Source organism: Ferruginibacter paludis, assembly GCF_030409685.1.
Classification (GTDB): Bacteria; Bacteroidota; Bacteroidia; order Chitinophagales; family Chitinophagaceae; genus Ferruginibacter; species Ferruginibacter paludis.
Genome location: NZ_JAUFQJ010000008.1, coordinates 226,148 through 243,425, shown reverse-complemented (window position 1 = coordinate 243,425; position 17,278 = coordinate 226,148). Strand labels below are relative to the sequence as shown.

20 protein-coding genes are annotated in these 17,278 nt (G+C 39.9%); 18 read left to right on the top strand and 2 right to left on the bottom strand.

What is annotated here, in order from left to right:
• Positions 1-99: 99 nt before the first annotated feature.
• Positions 100-357 (bottom strand): hypothetical protein, encoded by a 258-nt coding sequence (locus QWZ08_RS16490; protein ID WP_290338593.1) that lies wholly within the window; start codon positions 355-357, stop codon positions 100-102.
• A 387-nt stretch (positions 358-744) separates the two neighbouring features.
• Between QWZ08_RS16490 and QWZ08_RS16485 the strand changes: the two genes are divergently transcribed.
• The 10 genes from QWZ08_RS16485 (at position 745) to QWZ08_RS16440 (ending at position 11,735) form a co-directional block, all read left to right on the top strand.
• Positions 745-2,181, top strand: coding sequence for a PAS domain S-box protein (locus tag QWZ08_RS16485; RefSeq protein ID WP_290338592.1), 1,437 nt, complete (start codon positions 745-747; stop codon positions 2,179-2,181).
• 135 nt (positions 2,182-2,316) lie between these two features.
• Positions 2,317-3,855, top strand: coding sequence for an ice-binding family protein (locus QWZ08_RS16480; RefSeq protein ID WP_290338591.1), 1,539 nt, complete (start codon positions 2,317-2,319; stop codon positions 3,853-3,855).
• A gap of 79 nt (positions 3,856-3,934) precedes the next feature.
• On the top strand, positions 3,935-5,905 hold the full coding sequence (locus QWZ08_RS16475) for an OmpA family protein (RefSeq protein WP_290338590.1): 1,971 nt from the start codon (positions 3,935-3,937) through the stop codon (positions 5,903-5,905).
• Positions 5,906-6,200: 295 nt separating this feature from the next.
• A complete protein-coding gene (locus QWZ08_RS16470) occupies positions 6,201-7,061 on the top strand; it encodes an STAS domain-containing protein (protein WP_290338589.1) in 861 nt (286 codons plus the stop codon).
• Positions 7,062-7,064: 3 nt separating this feature from the next.
• Positions 7,065-7,463 carry an STAS domain-containing protein gene (locus QWZ08_RS16465; RefSeq protein WP_290338588.1) on the top strand — a complete coding sequence of 133 codons (399 nt, stop codon included), beginning with the start codon at positions 7,065-7,067 and terminating at the stop codon, positions 7,461-7,463.
• Positions 7,450-7,863 carry an anti-sigma regulatory factor gene (locus tag QWZ08_RS16460; RefSeq protein ID WP_290338587.1) on the top strand — a complete coding sequence of 138 codons (414 nt, stop codon included), beginning with the start codon at positions 7,450-7,452 and terminating at the stop codon, positions 7,861-7,863. Before QWZ08_RS16465 ends, QWZ08_RS16460 begins: the two co-directional genes overlap by 14 nt.
• Entirely contained in the window at positions 7,856-8,881 is a 1,026-nt protein-coding gene (locus QWZ08_RS16455) for a SpoIIE family protein phosphatase (RefSeq protein WP_290338586.1), read from the top strand. The genes QWZ08_RS16460 and QWZ08_RS16455 overlap by 8 nt, the downstream gene beginning before the upstream one ends.
• Positions 8,878-10,164 (top strand): sensor histidine kinase, encoded by a 1,287-nt coding sequence (locus tag QWZ08_RS16450; RefSeq protein ID WP_290338585.1) that lies wholly within the window; start codon positions 8,878-8,880, stop codon positions 10,162-10,164. Before QWZ08_RS16455 ends, QWZ08_RS16450 begins: the two co-directional genes overlap by 4 nt.
• Positions 10,165-10,707: 543 nt before the next feature.
• A complete protein-coding gene (locus QWZ08_RS16445; RefSeq protein ID WP_290338583.1) occupies positions 10,708-11,235 on the top strand; it encodes a helix-turn-helix domain-containing protein in 528 nt (175 codons plus the stop codon).
• 89 nt (positions 11,236-11,324) lie between these two features.
• A complete protein-coding gene (locus tag QWZ08_RS16440; protein WP_290338582.1) occupies positions 11,325-11,735 on the top strand; it encodes a hypothetical protein in 411 nt (136 codons plus the stop codon).
• 297 nt (positions 11,736-12,032) lie between these two features.
• Here QWZ08_RS16440 and QWZ08_RS16435 read toward each other — a convergent pair whose 3' ends face one another.
• Positions 12,033-12,386 carry a hypothetical protein gene (locus tag QWZ08_RS16435; protein WP_290338581.1) on the bottom strand — a complete coding sequence of 118 codons (354 nt, stop codon included), beginning with the start codon at positions 12,384-12,386 and terminating at the stop codon, positions 12,033-12,035.
• A gap of 193 nt (positions 12,387-12,579) precedes the next feature.
• Here QWZ08_RS16435 and QWZ08_RS16430 point away from each other — a divergent pair, with 193 nt between their 5' ends.
• The 8 genes from QWZ08_RS16430 (at position 12,580) to QWZ08_RS16395 (ending at position 17,004) form a co-directional block, all read left to right on the top strand.
• Positions 12,580-12,777, top strand: a complete 198-nt coding sequence (locus tag QWZ08_RS16430) for a hypothetical protein (RefSeq protein WP_290338580.1) — start codon at positions 12,580-12,582, stop codon at positions 12,775-12,777.
• Positions 12,761-13,267, top strand: coding sequence for a hypothetical protein (locus QWZ08_RS16425; RefSeq protein ID WP_290338579.1), 507 nt, complete (start codon positions 12,761-12,763; stop codon positions 13,265-13,267). The genes QWZ08_RS16430 and QWZ08_RS16425 overlap by 17 nt, the downstream gene beginning before the upstream one ends.
• Positions 13,268-13,556: 289 nt before the next feature.
• The gene (locus tag QWZ08_RS16420) at positions 13,557-14,003 is read left to right on the top strand and encodes a hypothetical protein (protein ID WP_290338578.1); all 447 of its coding nucleotides are present in this window, start codon (positions 13,557-13,559) and stop codon (positions 14,001-14,003) included.
• Between the two features lie 251 nt (positions 14,004-14,254).
• A complete protein-coding gene (locus tag QWZ08_RS16415) occupies positions 14,255-14,848 on the top strand; it encodes a matrixin family metalloprotease (protein WP_290338577.1) in 594 nt (197 codons plus the stop codon).
• A gap of 266 nt (positions 14,849-15,114) precedes the next feature.
• Positions 15,115-15,450: a hypothetical protein gene (locus QWZ08_RS16410; RefSeq protein WP_290338576.1), complete on the top strand. Its 336-nt coding sequence runs from the start codon at positions 15,115-15,117 to the stop codon at positions 15,448-15,450.
• A 398-nt stretch (positions 15,451-15,848) separates the two neighbouring features.
• The gene (locus QWZ08_RS16405; RefSeq protein WP_290338575.1) at positions 15,849-16,115 is read left to right on the top strand and encodes a hypothetical protein; all 267 of its coding nucleotides are present in this window, start codon (positions 15,849-15,851) and stop codon (positions 16,113-16,115) included.
• Between the two features lie 26 nt (positions 16,116-16,141).
• Positions 16,142-16,390: a hypothetical protein gene (locus tag QWZ08_RS16400; protein WP_290338574.1), complete on the top strand. Its 249-nt coding sequence runs from the start codon at positions 16,142-16,144 to the stop codon at positions 16,388-16,390.
• Between the two features lie 248 nt (positions 16,391-16,638).
• Entirely contained in the window at positions 16,639-17,004 is a 366-nt protein-coding gene (locus QWZ08_RS16395; RefSeq protein WP_290338573.1) for a hypothetical protein, read from the top strand.
• Positions 17,005-17,278: the final 274 nt, after the last annotated feature.

Genomic DNA, 17,278 nt, shown 5'->3' with positions numbered 1-17,278 from the left:
ATCCGGTTTCTGCCTGAACGTCCATCATTTCAATTTGATAATTCTGTATACTAAAAGGGCCTCACAAAGAGGCCCTTTTAGTATTTGGTCATTTTTAGATTATACCTGCTGTTTTACTGCTGAAATATCAATGGGCAATAAATAAACATCCAGGTAAGGCGATTCGCATTCAAAACTGCGCATGGCGTAAATTACATTCACCACCAGATTGTATTTAATTTCTACATAAAAATCATTCACCTGGTACAAAATATACCGGGATGATTTCCCCAAACGTTCTCCAACTTTTTGACCTTCTACCCAAAAAGTTTCGATTTGCTCTAACTCATCTAACTGCTTAAATTCAAACATGGTCATAAGAATAAATTTAATAAAGTGATTAATTAATTACAATCCGGACGACTCAAAAATAAATAAATATTTATTTCGAAGATGCGGGAGTAGTAAGAAAATAGCTTGCAAAAGTACTTTTATACACCGATCGCTTTTACATAGCAGTAACCTGTGTTGTATCCGGCTTTGCTGTAGCCTCGTTATTTTTAAACTGCATTGAATAGCCACTTTCCGGGGAGAAGAAAGCGGGAATATCAATGAGATAATAATAGTGGCACGGTTTTACATCCTATAACAATACCAATGATGTTAAATAACAGATGGCCTGAATAATATCCCATTAACAAGTAACGGGAGACCACTATTACTTAAGAAAAATGGCAGAATACTTTAAAACCCCCTTTTTACCAGGTGAATAAAATACCAACAACAAAACTTAAAAAGCCACACCGTATTTCCACAGATAACATTTTCCCTGCAAGTATAGATGACCTGCACCGCCTCGCTTTCGAAAACTCATCCCAGGCAAACATCATTACTAATTTGGGGAATGGATTGATTGTATCAGCTAATAACGCAGCGTGTAACTTATTGGGCTATCCGAACGACGAATTACTAAATAAAAAAGGTTCGGCAATTTTCGACATGTCACAACAAAACTTTAAAGCAATGCTGCATCAACGAATGCCTTCGGGACATTCTGTAGCACAGATACCTGTTTTTAAAAATGGAGGGACTACTTTTTTTGCTGAAATAACTGCTGCCATTTTTAAAGACCATGATGGAGTTAAAAAAGCCGTCATTACTATTGCTGATTTAAGCGAAGCCATATCAAGGCAAAAAGTGATTGATAAAAAAAATAAAAAAGTAGTCGACAATGATATTGTAATTGCCCTGGCAAAATCAGACTCCAGGCTGGCAGCAAATAATGAGTGGAGAAAGTATATAGCAAAGGCATCTTATGACATTATGTGGGACTGGAATATAGGTACCGGGGCTATCTATGTTGGCGACAGTATCGAAGAAGTATTTGGATATAAAGTAAAAAACAATACCATCCATTTTAAAGATTTTGTTCACTGTCTTATTGCAGAAGAAAAAGATACCGTTCAAAAAAAATTGCTGAAAAAAATTGCGGCTGTTAATAAAACATGGAAAGATACTTTCAGGTTTAAATGTGGAAATGGTACAATTGCCAACACAACCAGCAGGGCCAGTATTGTAAGAGATAAAGAGGGAAATGCTATCAGGTTAATAGGTGCCACCCAGGACGTGAGCAGGCTTCAGCAACTGGAACAAATGATGCAGGGGATTTTACAAAATACTGCACAAACTGACACAAATAATAAGCATGATAGCAATGGCGTAAACAGCGATAGTGACAGTACCGCTGCCGACAGATTTCCACATAATTTACCTATGCATAATACCGCGGTGAACGCTCCACTTTCAATTAATGGGGCTGCCCTGAAAACGAGGCCTGTACTGAATAGTGCCATGTATAACAAAAGCCAGTTAATTAATTTAATAAAAGAACTTATTATTGAATTGGTGCATCATTATGAAGGGCAGTTAACAACCAACTTATCTGATTATCTCAGTGCAAAACTTGATTATGATTATAATTATCTCTCCAACCTCTTTTCAGAAGAAGAAGATATCAGCATTCAGCAATTCATGATTTCCCAAAAAATAGAACGGGTAAAAAAATTACTACTTAATGAAGGTTTAAGCCTTACGGAGATTGCCTGGAAACTTCATTACAGCAGCGTAGCTCATCTGTCTAACCAGTTTAAAAAAGTTACAGGTTACACACCATCACACTTTAAAAAAACGAAGGAGAAATAATTTGTTTATAGTAATCTGTAAATGATGTAACATTTTACGTGAAAGATGTAACGACGGCGCTTAAGCATTAACATAGTTTTGTGATGCGGTATACCTTAAAATTTCCAGGAAAACCTATGCCGCTTTTATCCAATCATGAAAAACTATTTTTCCCCTTCAAAAGGGCCCGTGCCGTTGCGCACCCATCCAAGCTATCCCAGGATTATACAGTACAAATGGCAGGTGTTTCTTTTTTTAATTATTGTGGCTGCTGGCTGCAAAAAAGTGAATGAGTTACCCGGTATTATGGGCGTATGTCCCACAGTAATTTCAACCAATCCGGCAGATAAGGCTGCAGATATAGGCCTTGCAACAACGGTAACCGCAACATTCAATGTCAGTATGAATCCTGCTACCATTACTGCCACCAGCTTTACTGTAAGCCAGGGTACAACACCGGTGGCAGGTTTGGTAACTTATACAGGCACCACTGCAACTTTTACACCGGCAGTTAAGTTAACTGCCTCTACCGTTTATACCGGTACTATCACTACAGCAGCCAGAAGCCTTGCAGGCATTGCCACTAAAGATAATTATGTGTGGACGTTTACTACAGGTGCGCCCGATGTAATAGCACCAAGGGTAGTTGCTACCGACCCTGCTGATGTTGCAACTGGTGTAGTGCTGGATAAAATAATTACCGCCACTTTTAGTGAGCCAATGGATTCTTTATCAGTAACAACAAGTTTTACCGTAGTCAATACCTCTCTTGGAGGAACACCAATAAGCGGCAAAGTAACCTACCATGATTCCACCGCTGTTTTTTTGCCTGATGTTAAGCTGGCAACAAATACTACTTATACCGGTATCATCACTACGGGCGCCAGAGACCTTGCAGGTAATACATTGGCAAATAAATATGTGTGGAACTTTACTACAGGCCTGTCAATTATGCCACCTTCCTTTTTAGCAAGTGCTGCAGTATTCGGCGTGTTTGGAGGAAATGCCGGCGTAACCAACCAGGGTTTAAATACCATTATCAACAATGGCAGTATCGGTACCACAGCCGCCTCAACTTTAATAACTGGTTTTCACGATGGAACCACAGGCGATATTTACACAGAGACGCCGTTAAATAAAGGTGACGTAACCGGGCGCATATACACAGCAGCTCCCATGCCGGGCACTGCAACTTCTTTTACCATCGCAACCAAAGGCTTAGCCGATGCAACGATAGCCTATAACAGCATTTCACCAGCGTCAAAACCAGGTGGTATTGATCCGGGTGCAGGCGAATTGGGCGGCTTAACATTAGCGCCTGGAGTATATAAATCTGCCAGCGGTACTTTTAAAATTACCAACGGCAATCTTACACTGGATGCTAAAGGCGACCCGAATGCTGAATGGATTTTCCAGACTGCAGCGGGACTTACAGTGGGTGTGGCCGGACCATTGGGTGCACGCAGTGTGTTGCTGATAAATGGAGGCTTAGCTAAAAATGTATATTGGTATGTGGGCAGCGCAGCAACCATTAACGGAGCAGGTGGTGGTGTAATGACGGGTAATATCATTGCATCAGCCGGGGTTACTTTGTCTACTGCAGGCAATGCTGTTCAAACCATATTAAATGGCAGGGCACTTTCGTTGAATGCATCTGTAACAATGGTAAACACCACCATTAACGTACCTAACTAATCAACAGGCACTTCATTCAATGAAGGCATGTTATCCAATTCAAATGAAACTATAACAACCCATGTCTAAAAGATATTTTATGTTACACTATACAAAACAAAAAATCACCTTACTGTTTTCTGTCCTGGTTCTGGCGGCAACAACAGCCCATGCACAAAAAGAACAACGCCTGCAACCCGTTTGGTGGTTTGGCGAATCCGGCGCAGCCAATTTTAATTTTTATCGTGGCACTACCCAGGTGCTGAATGATAACCTTACGGTTCCGGCTGCATTTCACAAAGGAAAGGGCGTGAGGCCATATGCCTCTTTACTGACTGAATACCGCCCTGGCAAAGTTTGGGGTGGCATGCTGAACATAGCATACGATAACCGGGGCGGTAAATTTAAGGATGTTATTGCTCCCTGTAATTGTATTGCAACTTTATCAACCAACACAAGTTATATAGCCATAGAGCCAAGTCTGCGCATTGCACCCTTCGCTAATTCGTTTTATATATTTGGTGGCCCAACGGTAAGTTTTAATATAAACAAATCGTTTACTTACACGCAGGAGAAGCAAGCTGATTTAAGGGGCGAATGGAGTGGAATACACAAAACACTGTTGTCGGCGCAGGCAGGGGCAGGTATTGATATACCGCTGTCTTCAAAAACAAATACCACGCAAGTGATGCTTTCGCCATTTGTATCTTTTCTTACAGACTTTGGCCATGTTCCCCGTTCAATAGAATCATGGTCAGTTTATACCATTCGTACGGGTGTGGCACTTAAATTTGGCATGGTCAAAAAAACAGCAACTAAAACACCCATTGCAGAAACGCAGGCAGCTCCTGCAACAGTAACGGAAAAAGAAGTACAATTTTCTGTAAGGGCGCCTAAAGTAGTACCGCTTAACCGCCAGGTAAAAGAAACATTCCCACTTCGCAACTCCGTATTTTTTGATCAGTCATCTGCAGCTATACCGGATCGTTATGTGCAGCTAAACAAAACAACAGCGGTATCTTTTAAAGAAAACCAGTTACAGGAAAGCCAGCCTGATAATCTAAATAACGGCCGCTCTGCAAGGCAACTGGCAGTTTACCACAACATTTTAAATATCATCGGAGACCGTATGCGGGCCAATCCGGCAAGTACAATTGCATTAACAGGCGCATCCAATAAAAATCCATCAGAAGGTAAAATTATGGCTGAAAATATCAGGCAATACCTGGTGACAGTGTTTGGAATTGACGGGGCTAGAATAAGTACGGAAGGCAGAGATAAACCCGTTATTCCTTCAGAGCAACCGGGTGCTGTAAATGAACTTGCGTTACTGCGGGAAGGAGACCGCAGGGTGGATATTACCAGTACCTCTCCTGAAATGCTGACGCAGGTTGGTGGAAGTACTGCCGGATTTCTAAAACCTGTAGAGATTACAACTGTTCAGTCAGATCCTTTGGACAGCCATGTACTCTTTAATGTAGCCGGGGCAAATGATGCATTTGATTCATGGTCGGTAGCAGTTAAAGATGAACAGGGTAATGTACAAAACTACGGACCTTATACCAGCGACCAGGCATCTATTGCCGGTAAAACCATTTTGGGAAACAATCCACAGGGCAATTATACTATTGCAATGACGGGGCACACCAAAACCGGTCGCACCGTTACAAAAGAAAGCTCGGTTAGTTTAATGAAAATGGATGATCCTAAACAGGAAGGCCTGCGTTACAGTATCCTCTTTGATTTTGATAAATCCAAATCCATCGCTACGTATGAAAAATTCCTTACTGACATTGTATCTCCTTTGATAGCTGACAATGGAACAGTGATCATACATGGCCATACCGATATTATTGGCGATGAAAAATACAACCGTTCGCTATCTCAAAACAGGGCAACGGATGCCCGACAGATACTGGAGCGTGCATTATCCAACACCGGAAAAAAGGGGGTGAAATTTGAATCCTTCGGCTTTGGTGAGGATGCAGCGTTGGCACCTTTTGAGAATACTCTTCCGGAAGAACGCTTTTACAACAGGACAGTAATTATTGATATCATTCCTGCTAAATAAAATGCGAAAAATAGGTAAAGCAAAGGACGTTGCATCTTTTGCAGTTATCCCGGGATGACAAGATGCAACGTTTTCGGCTTTGCTTAAAGTGTAGTTGCCGGCTACTGTTGGTAGTATACGCTTATCAATTAATCAGCCGCCAGCAAACAAATGTTTGCACCGGTTAAATAATAATAGTTTCTATGAACATTTATAAAAATTAAAATAAAGAAACGCTTTCATAAAAATTGTAAACCAAAACAAGGTTGCAATTTTTTATTTTTTAAGTCTTACGTAATACTATCAAAATAAAATTATGGCATTATCAATTGGTCAGCTGCTTCAGAAGAAAAGCAAAGCGGTGTTGGAATCCTGGATTAATATTCAACTGCAGGAGGAGGGATTAAAGGAAGAACTGATTTCCAACCAGGAAATAAGAAAACAGTCAGAAGAGTTTTTACAATCGGTCATTCAACTTTTAAAGAATGAGGATGCGCAAAACATGGAATCGGCCGAGTTTGAAAAGGCAGCAGAGATATTGGCCGGCATAACTACCTCACGGGCTATGCAAGGCTACACGCCAAGGGAGACCGGGGTTTTTGTATTTAGTTTAAAGGAAGCTTTTTTGAGCGTACTGGAAAAGGAATTTAAAGACAACTCAGTACCTTATGCCGATTCGCAAAAAATTAACAAGCTAATGGATGCCCTGGCCATCCTGACTTTTGAAACTTTTATCACCAGCAGGGAAGAAGTGATTTTACGCCAGACAAGTGAAATTTCTGAAATATCCACACCGGTAATCCGGGTTTGGGATGGAATTTTAGCGTTGCCGATCATTGGCACGTTGGATAGCGCACGCACGCAGGTGGTGATGGAGAATTTGCTGATGAAAATAGTAGAAACAGAAAGCACCATAGCGATACTGGATATATCGGGTGTGCCGGCAGTAGATTCATTGGTAGCCCAGCATTTAATTAAGACAGTGAGTGCAACCAGGTTAATGGGAGCAGAATGCATCATCAGTGGCATACGCCCGGAGATTGCGCAAACCATTGTGCACCTGGGAATAGATTTATCCAATATCAATACCAAGGCTTCTCTTTCCCAGGCGTTGCGCAGCGCCTTTATGATGCTGAAACTGGAAGTAAGAAAAACTGTAGAAAAGCCTAAACTGTAATCAATGGAGAAGATACCTATTTTAAAAATGGGCGGCTACCTTTTAGTAACCATACAGGTAGACTTATACGATCGGTTAGCCCTGAACCTGGAAAGTGATTTGGTAAATATGATTAATAAACATTCGTCAAAAGGGGTGTTGATAGATATTTCCGCAGTGAATATTGTTGACTCATTTATGGGAAGGATACTGGGCAATATCGCACAGATGTCAAAGATACTGGACGCACATACTGTAGTGGTAGGTATGCAGCCGGCTGTTGCCATAACGCTGATAGAACTCGGCTTGCCATTAAGTGGTGTGCATACCGCATTGAATGTAGAAAAAGGCATGGTGCTGTTGCAGGAAAAATTATTAGGTGACGATACTGTAATTACTGACGATACGGATGATAACACTTAATAAGGAAATCATAGTAATAAAAAAGGAACAGGATGTGGTGTTTTTCCGCAACAGGGTAAATGAGTATGCCGAAAAAATTAAAATGGGCCTGTTGAATAAAACGAAGCTGCTTACTGCTGCGAGTGAGCTGGTGCGCAATATGCTCATTTACGCCAAAGAGGGAAAAGTGATTTGCGAAATAGTAACCATTTCTGCACTTCAGACCGGTATAAGGCTAACCTTTATAGACAATGGTCCCGGTATTGCGGATATTGACAAGGCTATGACTGATGGATATACAACCGGTAAATCCCTGGGCCTTGGTCTTCCGGGAGCTAAGCGGCTGGTGAATATTTTTGATCTCAAAAGTGTAAAAGGTAAAGGAACAACAGTAAGCATAACAAAATGGAAAAATGGTTGAGTCTCCTCATATTAGTTTAACAATGCCCAACAGGTCGTACCAGTCTTTTGTGCGTTCCGAAATAAAGAAAATAGCAAAGCAGGTTGGTTTTGCCGGCAGCAGGTTGGGTGAACTGGAGATAGTGGTTGCTGAGCTAACCAGTAACCTTGTTAAACATACAACAGGCGGGGGCGAGCTACTGGTAAAGAAAATAGAAGATGCGACTGGGTTTACCGGTATCGAACTGATTTGTATTGACTCCGGGCCAGGCATGAGGCTGCCGGTGAAAATGATGCTGGACGGTGTATCCACCACCAAAACCCCTGGGCAGGGATTGGGTGCTATCAAAAGGCTGTCAGATGAGTTTGATTTGTATACTTTAAAGGGCTGGGGAACGATTGTATTAGCCCGGTTATTTCTTGTGAAACCGTTAGCGGTAAAACAAAAAAAGACAGTCGCAAAAGTAATTATGATTTCCAAGCCGGGAGAAACAGCCTGCGGAGACCGCTGGGATGTTATAGCAAAAGGTAACCTGCTAAAATTTATTATAGCCGATGGCCTGGGCCATGGTATACACGCCGAGGAAGCATCTGTTGAAGCCATTAAAACTTTCAGGATAAATCAAAAAATGGCGCCTGATGAAGCGTTGATTGCAATACATGCAGCCATCCGGAAAACCAGAGGCGCTGTAATTAATATTACTCATGTTGACACCGGTGCGGGAGAATTGACCTACTGCGGCGTGGGTAATATTTCTTCAAAAGTTGTATCAGCCAGAAACAAGTCCTTTATATCTTACAATGGCATTATCGGTCACTCTATCCCCAACACGATGAACAATCATGTTTATAAATGGGAAAAGCAGGATACGCTGATTATGCACAGCGATGGAATCAACACAAGATGGGATATTCAAAAATACCCGCAGGTTCAGTACTATGATGGAACAATATTAGCCGCAGCATTATACAAAGACAATAAAAGGGGAAATGATGATATCACCATAGCTGTCATTCGGCAAAACAATCCAGTATTATGACAACAGCAATTTCAGTCATTGAAATACATAATGAAATAGATTTGGTGCTTACCCACCGCAGGGCAATGCAGATTTGTAAATTTGCAGGTATTGGCCTGGCCGAACAAACAAGGTTTGCTACAGCCGTTTCAGAAATTTGCCGCAATTGCCTGATGTATGGAAATTCAGGCAAGATAACCTACAACCTGGTAAAAATGGGGGATGAGTATAAGCTGGAAGTGATTGTTAAAGATGAAGGAAAAGGGATAAAGGATCTTGATGCCATTTTATTGCGTGATCCCCAGGTGTATAAGGGGAGGGGATTGGGAATTGTATTTGCACGAAAACTATCAGACGGTTTTAAAATCAAAAGTACATCCGGCGGAACCACCGTGATTCTTGAAAAATATATTGCCTCCAATGCAGTACCCATAAACAGTTTAATTATAAAAGGCTGGATTTTACATTTAAAAAACGAACCGGTAGTATCAGCTTACGAAGAACTGAAAAACCGCAATGTGCAATTGATTCAGCTGACTGAAGAGCTGAAGACTGAAAAATTAAAAGTCGATCAGCAGATAGATCAGATCAAAGAACTCAATGCCATCCTTGAAACCCGCAATGCTTATCTTCAGCAATTTACCTACTCTGTATCGCATGAACTGAAGACGCCGCTAACCAGCCTGAAACTTTCCATTACTTTATTACAGGAAAATAAAAATCATATTTTACAGCAGGAGCTGATTGATGTAATTGCAAGGGCTGAAAAAAAATTGGATAAAACAGTAACTGGAATAGTCAATATTCTTGAGTTGCAGAGCAAGGGAAAACAGGCGGCAAAAACAGTATTATTCGAAGAAGAACTCCTGGACGTCATCGACCCTATAAAAAAGCATTATGGAATTGATGCTATCCATCTGATTACTGATTTCAATGCAGTGAAAGAGATCTGTTATGTGCAGGCATATATTTCCAGTATATTTTCTAACCTGCTGAGCAATGCCGTAAAATACCGGTCAGATGAGCGGCCTTTAGCAATAGCGGTTGCTACCTCCAGAAGAGACAATTACATCATATTGACTTTTATGGATAATGGTGAAGGCATCAATCTTATCAGCAACGGGGATACACTTTTTTCTCCGTTTACCAGGTTCAATACCTCCAAAGAAGGAAATGGAATCGGGTTGTATATTGTTAAAAATATGGTGGAGAAAAATGGCGGTAAAATTCAGGTAGAAAGTTTACCTGATAAAGGCACTACCTTTCATTTCTTCCTGAAGGAATATGAACTGGAGCAAGTATGAGATATTCATGTTGAGCAAGCATGTCTATTAATGTTTGTGTATCTATTTTCTGTAAGGTGCATGTTGGTATAAAGTTTTTTTCTTTATAATAAAAACTATGCAATACGAATTAACTGATAAAATGTACAATAAAATAAGCACCTAATAAAAATAGGTTGTTGCCATTGCAAAATTATTTTGCCTGTGCAGAATTTATTTTATGCATAGATGGAGATACAGTGCCAAAAGTTTAAAGCATAGTAAAACAGCGCCGTTGAATATTGCCTCAGGATTACAAAGCGCTCCATTTAATATTTAAGATCCTCACTTCCTTCATGCAAGGCCGCCAGTTTACAATTACCAACATTTTCCCGTACAGTGCAAATCGTTTTTCATTTACAAAAAAGGAATAGCATTTCAACAAAATTCAGCTGTAATAACCGGTTGTGACAATACTAAATATTGTATCAATTTTGTCACACTTTTGTGACAAAATTTTAATTTGCAATAAATTTGTCACAGCTGTGTGACAAATTTATTAATTTCATAAAAAATGTCACAGTTATGAAAACAGATTTTTTACTGCGTTTTAAATTGGGTCTCACACAGGTTCAACTGGCACAATACCTGGGCGTTACACGCAGCCAGGTTGCTATGTATGAAAAGGGAATGAGGGAGCTGCCCACAGCTGCCCTGTTAAAAATGGCGGAGATAGAGTTAGAATTGCACCGGGCAAAAGCAGCCGGCTTCGATGGCCATCCACATACAGCTGTTCAGCAGGCCAATGCACGGCAGGCGCTGCATAAGCACGCAAAACAGCTGGAATATGCTCACCAAAAAGCGGTAAGAGCGTTGGCAAAACAACAACAGCAATACCAGCAAAATATTACCCTGCTTAATATATTGAAACAGTTAAAAAGCAACCAGGCGGCAGCTCCCGTCCAGGCGTCTATGTTGCAGGGCCTGCAAACCGCTGCCCAGCGGCATATGCAAAAAAATAGTCTGGCGCGGCAAATGGTATTGCAAACAACCATACATGGTTTGCAACAACAACTACAACATACCGCAACTTTAAAGAAATCATTGGATTAAAAAAATTTTTAAAAAATAAATGCCAAAACGCTATAATAATTATAAGATAATATATATTATTACTATTATTTACTTTTAAAACTGTAAACATGGCGTACTCAACAGCAAAAATCTCCACTACGGCAGATTGCGATCTTTTGCTTGCAATGGCAGCTAAAGAAAAGTCTAACCTGGACTTTAAAAAACTGTCTGACGAAAGACAGAAAACAAATTACAGCGACAACTCCATAGAAATTGATGCGGAGTTGTTAGCGGTAGAGGCAGAAATTGCAGCTACCACCACCATCATCAACACCCTGCCCGAGGGTACCTCCAAAGATGACGCGGTGAAGAAAAAAACCAAACTGGAATACAAGAAATTTTTGCTCGACAACCGAAAGGAAGGGTACGGTGCAGTAGCCCTGCTCGGCAAAGAAATGGAGCTGGCAATAGTAGACCTTGAACTGGGTGAAATTGCCACTTTTACAGCTGAAGTTACTGCCCGAAAGGCGGCCTTATAGCTCATGCTGACGTTATGAAAACTGTCTCCGTACCGGGGGCAGTTTTTTTATGTGGTGATGCAAATTGATTTCATTTTTCGTCCGGCATTGCTTACTTGGTTACCATCCCTGGGGTACCGCCTAAGCAACGTCTCTCAACAGGTTGTTGCAGCACTGCGGGCACCTTGCATCCGGCTGAATACTTTCGTTGCTCCGTAGTACACAACAGAGCTTGCCAGCAATCTGGTTTGGGGGCACACATTGCTGCGAAGCAATTCATTTCATTCGTAACTTACCTCTACAGCCAGGGAGTTCCTGTTACTTCTGTAATGTATAATCTATTTTAACTTCAGTTTTACCATCCCCATCTGTATCTAAGTCTGCACCTGTTGCTTTCAATACATCGTTTACATAAATTGAACCAACAAGATTATTATTGGTTGCTTTTGTATCTAATTTTAAGGTTGCACCTGGTTGCATAGACAGGGTTGTGTCTTTAGTGCCGGAAAATGGAGTTAACACATAATTGTCTGTAACGCCTTGTGTTATTTTAAACTGGCTAACGTTGTTTCCTGTAACCGTGTATTTCACTTTGTAGGTTGTACCGGTGCTATCTTTTTTACAGGAGAATAATAAAAAAAAGATGGCACATGCCAGGAGGATTTTTTTCATAGGATTAAAATTTAAACAAACCTACATCTTTCAAATCAACAGTTAAAATGTTTAACTACCTGGTATATTTACTAAAGTGTCAGGAAAGTAAATTAAAGACATTAGAGCTAAAGACCCCGAAAGGCGTACAAAAACTATTTGCGGTAAATCAAATTCCCTTATTTTTATTTGCCCATCAAATAACAAACTATAAATGCGTCTTTACGAAAAACTACAACAGGCAACCAGCGAAGAAGATGTTAAAGATGCCTACATAAAAGCACTTGGCTTAAAGGAATATCAAAAAAACCTGGTAGATATACAGACCAAAGGACTGCAATATTTTCTTCGGTTTGGGGGCAGGGACATGGTTTTTATATTAATGAAAAAACACTTTGGCAATCAGCTATAATATTACAGTTAGACGAGTAATAAAACCAACATGGCTCAACGACCGTGATCAATTTCTCCAGCCCACCGCACCATTAACAGACGAGTTTAATAATGATTGTTTAATCTGGATGTTATTTAACGGCAGCAACTTAACCGCCAGCGCCAACGACCTTGAATGGAACGGAAAAAAATGGAGCATCGTCAATCATTTTATACCTTTTACAGAAGCCGAAGTAAATGCACCCGATCGTTTTGAAAGTGATTTTATGGTGCAGTATTTAGCGGATAAAATATTGTCACCCGAAGCCATACAGGTACTGCAAGCCGGTAAAGTATTATCGCAAGCCTACTTTGCAAACACTGATGTAAGAACAGTAAGAGACGAACTAAAACTAAACCGTGCCGATGTAGGCTGGTACCAAATAAGAAAAGCCCTGCAGGCAAGAAACAGCAGCGGCGATTTTGCACCCGTAAGTTTCAGCACTTTGAAACAGCCTATAAAGCATTAACAGAAAAGCTGCAGCCACAGGTGTATAAGCTGGGGTTTTTAAAGATTTGATAGGGGGAAGGAGCGTGGCTGCCCCCCGGCAAAGTTTATCCCCGATTATATGCCAGCCCTGAGTTTGCATATCCATAAGCGTAATTAAAACGTATTGCACTAACAACAATACAAAATGTATAACGTTAACCTATTGATTTACAATTGTAATTTTTTTAACCTGTAGCGCCTAATATCATATATTTACGTGTTGGCAGTAATTTTTTGACACACCTCACTTGACAGTAATTTCACAGACAATGGAGAAGCTTCATTTTTATTTTTTCTGTTTTTACAATTCGCTATATAAAGACGGTTTTTATTTGGAGACTTATTTAAAGACGACTGGACGAGGGAAGATTTTACCAGAAAGACGAACCATTTTAGGATTGTTCTTTTCCACTTGGCTTTGGACTATTGTATTAAGACTTATTACAATTGACTTACTAAAGCAAAATTTTAAAATATTGTTTTACAGTTTCTTTTCTGAACTAATAATTGCTGTAATTATATATGCTGCTTACTTTTATTATTTTGTTGACAATAATCGTTTCGCTAACATTTATGCTCAGTATAAATCGACAGACAAAATAGTTCAACGACAAGGAGTAAAAAAAGTATATTGGTTTTTAGGACTACCACTTTTGTTAATCCCATTAATTCTGTGGTGGACAACAGACCGTTTACATATTGATTTGACAAAATAGCAAACGTTTCAGTTGACCAAAACTACTGCCAACAAAAGTATTGCTGGCAAGCGGGGCTGGACAATCAAACTTCAGCAGTTTGCATCGCTGTACTTTAGTCCGGGCTTGACGAATAACTATTTAGCATTAGTTTTTATCTTCAACAAAATAATTTCAATCATTATTTGTTCCGGGCTGGACGATCAATGAATATCCCGCCTGCAGCAATACTTGGCCGTTACAGGCAAGCTTTATCGAACATTTCAATTATAATGAGATTAATTTATCTTTCCCTTTTAACAGCCTTACTCTTCTCTTGCAACCGTTCCAAAGCAAAAGTGGACAAAGACTTAGTACTAAAAATTCAACCATTCATAGGGACAGACCTCAATGAAATAAATGAAGTAGCAGATTCAATAAGAAAATATTATCCCAAAGTAATTATCGCGTCACCAGTAAAATTGCCAGACTTCGCATTTTATGCCCCCCGGGGAAGATACAGGGCAGACTCTCTTCTTAAATTCTTAAGTGGTCTTGCCAAACCGAATGAAACGTTAATAGGTTTTACGACAAGAGACATTAGCACTACCAATGGGGCAATTGCTGACTGGGGAGTTATGGGACTAGGAAAATGCCCAGGGAACTCATGTGTTGTTTCAACATTTCGCCTAAATATGACGAAGGGTAAAAATCAATTTTTTAAAGTCGCTATTCATGAACTAGGGCATACAATGGGCCTACCCCACTGTCCAAATCCCGAATGCTTCATGCGTGACGCCGAAGGAGGTAACCCTCTTGACGAAGAAAAAGGTTTCTGTCCAAAATGTAAGAAATATTTACACAACCAAAATTGGAAAGTATTATAAGCCTGCCTGTAACATCGGGTTTTGCGGCAACTTGGGCAGGACAAACAATGTTCAGCAACGGTTTGCTACCAATCATTGGTTATTGGCTGGACCGCTGACTAAGACTAATTTCGTTTGGCTTTTAAAATTCATTCCTTAATTTACATCACAGCGGGGGCGGACACAGCAATAAATACCCAAGCTGCTCAAAGCCGTGCCCGTTACAGGCTATCCCGTTGGACAACTTTCGGTTTATAAAAGACTGACAAAATTTAAGAAACTTCACTATGAAAAATACTTTTCACCTATTCACAATAATTATCGTTGGCGTTTTGAGTTGTAAAAACGCCAAAGCCCCGGAGGATAAACTTAAGATAAATCTAATTGGCAAATGGGGCGGACTTGGTGAAAAGCCAATTTGGGATATTAGAAGCGATTCATTTTACTTTATCGAACCAGCACAGTCCTATTATTATCAATTATTTGGCGACACGTTAATAGTTGACTATCCTGATAAAATCAAGAATTTAAACTTTGGCAAAATCAGAATTGACGCCGATACTTTATTTATGCACGATTATAAAAACAATTTTACAAGAATCTCATATAGATATAAGAAATAAATCCGGACAACAACACAGCAGTAACAAGTTGTGTAATTTGTTTTGGTTAACACAGCTTTTCAATTTGTAATAACAAAATCAAAATAGCTTTTTATTCTTTTAGAGTTTCCGGTTGACAAAGAGTGTTTTGATGATCAACTCAAAGAATATCATTGTAGATGGCACAAGCCTGTAACAATGGGTTTGCTGCAAGGCTGGCAGGACGTTGTATTAATGGGCATTTTATCGCTATCAGCATCAGCTGGGCAGGACAAGCACCGCTGGGCTTTTGTTTGTTAACCTGTACTTTTATATCTTTAATTAGCAGCGGTTCCGGGCGGACAAGCAATGAATTCCAGCCCTGCAGCCAGCCCTGCCCGTTGTAGGTAATGCATAATCAGCAGTTTTCATACAACACCATGACTCAGCCTAAATTAGCTGAACAGCAATTTGCAATAGGAAGTGCTGAATTTTCTACTGGACACATACTCAAAAAAAATGGCGAACTATTTTTGACTGGAGATGACTTCAATGATTTCTGGCAAATATTTAACTCATTTGAACAAGCCAAGGCTTTTATCATAGAAAAAATTAGTAGGAATCGGACAATTGAATGTTGGGTTATTGACTTTACTGGAAAGACTATATTTTTTTATAACAAAAATGGGGAGCAACAACTAGGTTGACAAAAAATAATTTCAATACATATCTAATGACCGAAGATGAATTAAACGAAATTGAGCATAGGCTTAATCAAACTACACCAGGACCGTGGAAAGCCTACATTGAAGACAGAGATCATGAAAGTGGTTCAAGTTTTATAATGACTGGTCCAGAAAATCGGAGAGGTGAGGACATCGAATTATATGGCGCAACAATTGCGGACTACGATTTCATTGCTAATGCGCGACAAGATATTCCAAGACTGTTGAAAGCCATAAGGGAACTTAAGTCAAAGTAATCACAAAAGCACTACCTACAACATGGGTATTGCGGCAAGCGGGGCGGGACATTGAAACTTTAGCAGTTTGCATCGCTGTGCATTAGCTCGGGCTAGACGTTAGTAATTTGGCTTTAGTCATTAACTTCAACAAAATATTTTCAATCATCAGTTGTTCCGGGCAGGACATTATAAAATATCCCGCCTGCAGCAATACCTGGCCGTTGTGTGATACTTTGCTGACCACTCTAAAATTTCGAAAAGAATTAATGAAATTTAAAATATTTGCCAAATTTTTCATAGTTACAATGCTCATTTCTTGCTCATCTGACACAGGAAAACAAATGACAATCAAAAAATTTAGAGATCCGGACAACACAGCAGTCTTTACGACCAAATTTATAACTATTGATAAGAAAGTTATCACAAGAGTAACCCATGAAAAAGAAGACGGAGCATGGCAGTTTTTTAGTGATGACAACTTTGACAGTTTTGAAGATGTGGCAAAAGTTGTTGGACTTGGAGAAGTCATTAAAATTGACAGCACAGTTCTTGAATTAGCAGATATGCAAAAAGGGTATTTTGCTACTAGGCAAACCAAAGGCGACAAATGGGTTGTAAACCAGCATAAGTAAAAAATGAGCGAGGACCTAAAATATGGCTTACTATTCTTTTGTATAGGAATACTTAGTTTGTACATTGGGATAACTTGGAAAAAGCCTTCATATGGAGGTGGTTTAGTTCATAAATTGGGTTTAATTGTTTTAGGAGTCACGTTTGTGCTTTACTCAGTTTTTTTATTGATGCGGCATTTATAGTTTATAAAGCAGCACACAACATGGGGCTATGCTATTGGGGCTTGACCAACAATCTTGGGCTAAAAGCAAAGCCAGTCTTCAGTTTCGGCTT

Bases quoted from the DNA above. Each gene is read 5' to 3' on its own strand.
- QWZ08_RS16490 (WP_290338593.1), bottom strand. From the start codon at position 357: ATGACCATGTTTGAATTTAAGCAGTTAGATGAGTTAGAGCAAATCGAA.
- QWZ08_RS16480 (WP_290338591.1), top strand. From the start codon at position 2,317: ATGAAAAACTATTTTTCCCCTTCAAAAGGGCCCGTGCCGTTGCGCACC.
- QWZ08_RS16475 (WP_290338590.1), top strand. From the start codon at position 3,935: ATGTTACACTATACAAAACAAAAAATCACCTTACTGTTTTCTGTCCTG.
- QWZ08_RS16470 (WP_290338589.1), top strand. From the start codon at position 6,201: ATGGCATTATCAATTGGTCAGCTGCTTCAGAAGAAAAGCAAAGCGGTG.
- QWZ08_RS16465 (WP_290338588.1), top strand. From the start codon at position 7,065: ATGGAGAAGATACCTATTTTAAAAATGGGCGGCTACCTTTTAGTAACC.
- QWZ08_RS16460 (WP_290338587.1), top strand. From the start codon at position 7,450: ATGATAACACTTAATAAGGAAATCATAGTAATAAAAAAGGAACAGGAT.
- QWZ08_RS16455 (WP_290338586.1), top strand. From the start codon at position 7,856: ATGGTTGAGTCTCCTCATATTAGTTTAACAATGCCCAACAGGTCGTAC.
- QWZ08_RS16450 (WP_290338585.1), top strand. From the start codon at position 8,878: ATGACAACAGCAATTTCAGTCATTGAAATACATAATGAAATAGATTTG.
- QWZ08_RS16445 (WP_290338583.1), top strand. From the start codon at position 10,708: ATGAAAACAGATTTTTTACTGCGTTTTAAATTGGGTCTCACACAGGTT.
- QWZ08_RS16440 (WP_290338582.1), top strand. From the start codon at position 11,325: ATGGCGTACTCAACAGCAAAAATCTCCACTACGGCAGATTGCGATCTT.
- QWZ08_RS16435 (WP_290338581.1), bottom strand. From the start codon at position 12,386: ATGAAAAAAATCCTCCTGGCATGTGCCATCTTTTTTTTATTATTCTCC.
- QWZ08_RS16430 (WP_290338580.1), top strand. From the start codon at position 12,580: ATGCGTCTTTACGAAAAACTACAACAGGCAACCAGCGAAGAAGATGTT.
- QWZ08_RS16420 (WP_290338578.1), top strand. From the start codon at position 13,557: ATGGAGAAGCTTCATTTTTATTTTTTCTGTTTTTACAATTCGCTATAT.
- QWZ08_RS16415 (WP_290338577.1), top strand. From the start codon at position 14,255: ATGAGATTAATTTATCTTTCCCTTTTAACAGCCTTACTCTTCTCTTGC.
- QWZ08_RS16410 (WP_290338576.1), top strand. From the start codon at position 15,115: ATGAAAAATACTTTTCACCTATTCACAATAATTATCGTTGGCGTTTTG.
- QWZ08_RS16405 (WP_290338575.1), top strand. From the start codon at position 15,849: ATGACTCAGCCTAAATTAGCTGAACAGCAATTTGCAATAGGAAGTGCT.
- QWZ08_RS16400 (WP_290338574.1), top strand. From the start codon at position 16,142: ATGACCGAAGATGAATTAAACGAAATTGAGCATAGGCTTAATCAAACT.
- QWZ08_RS16395 (WP_290338573.1), top strand. From the start codon at position 16,639: ATGAAATTTAAAATATTTGCCAAATTTTTCATAGTTACAATGCTCATT.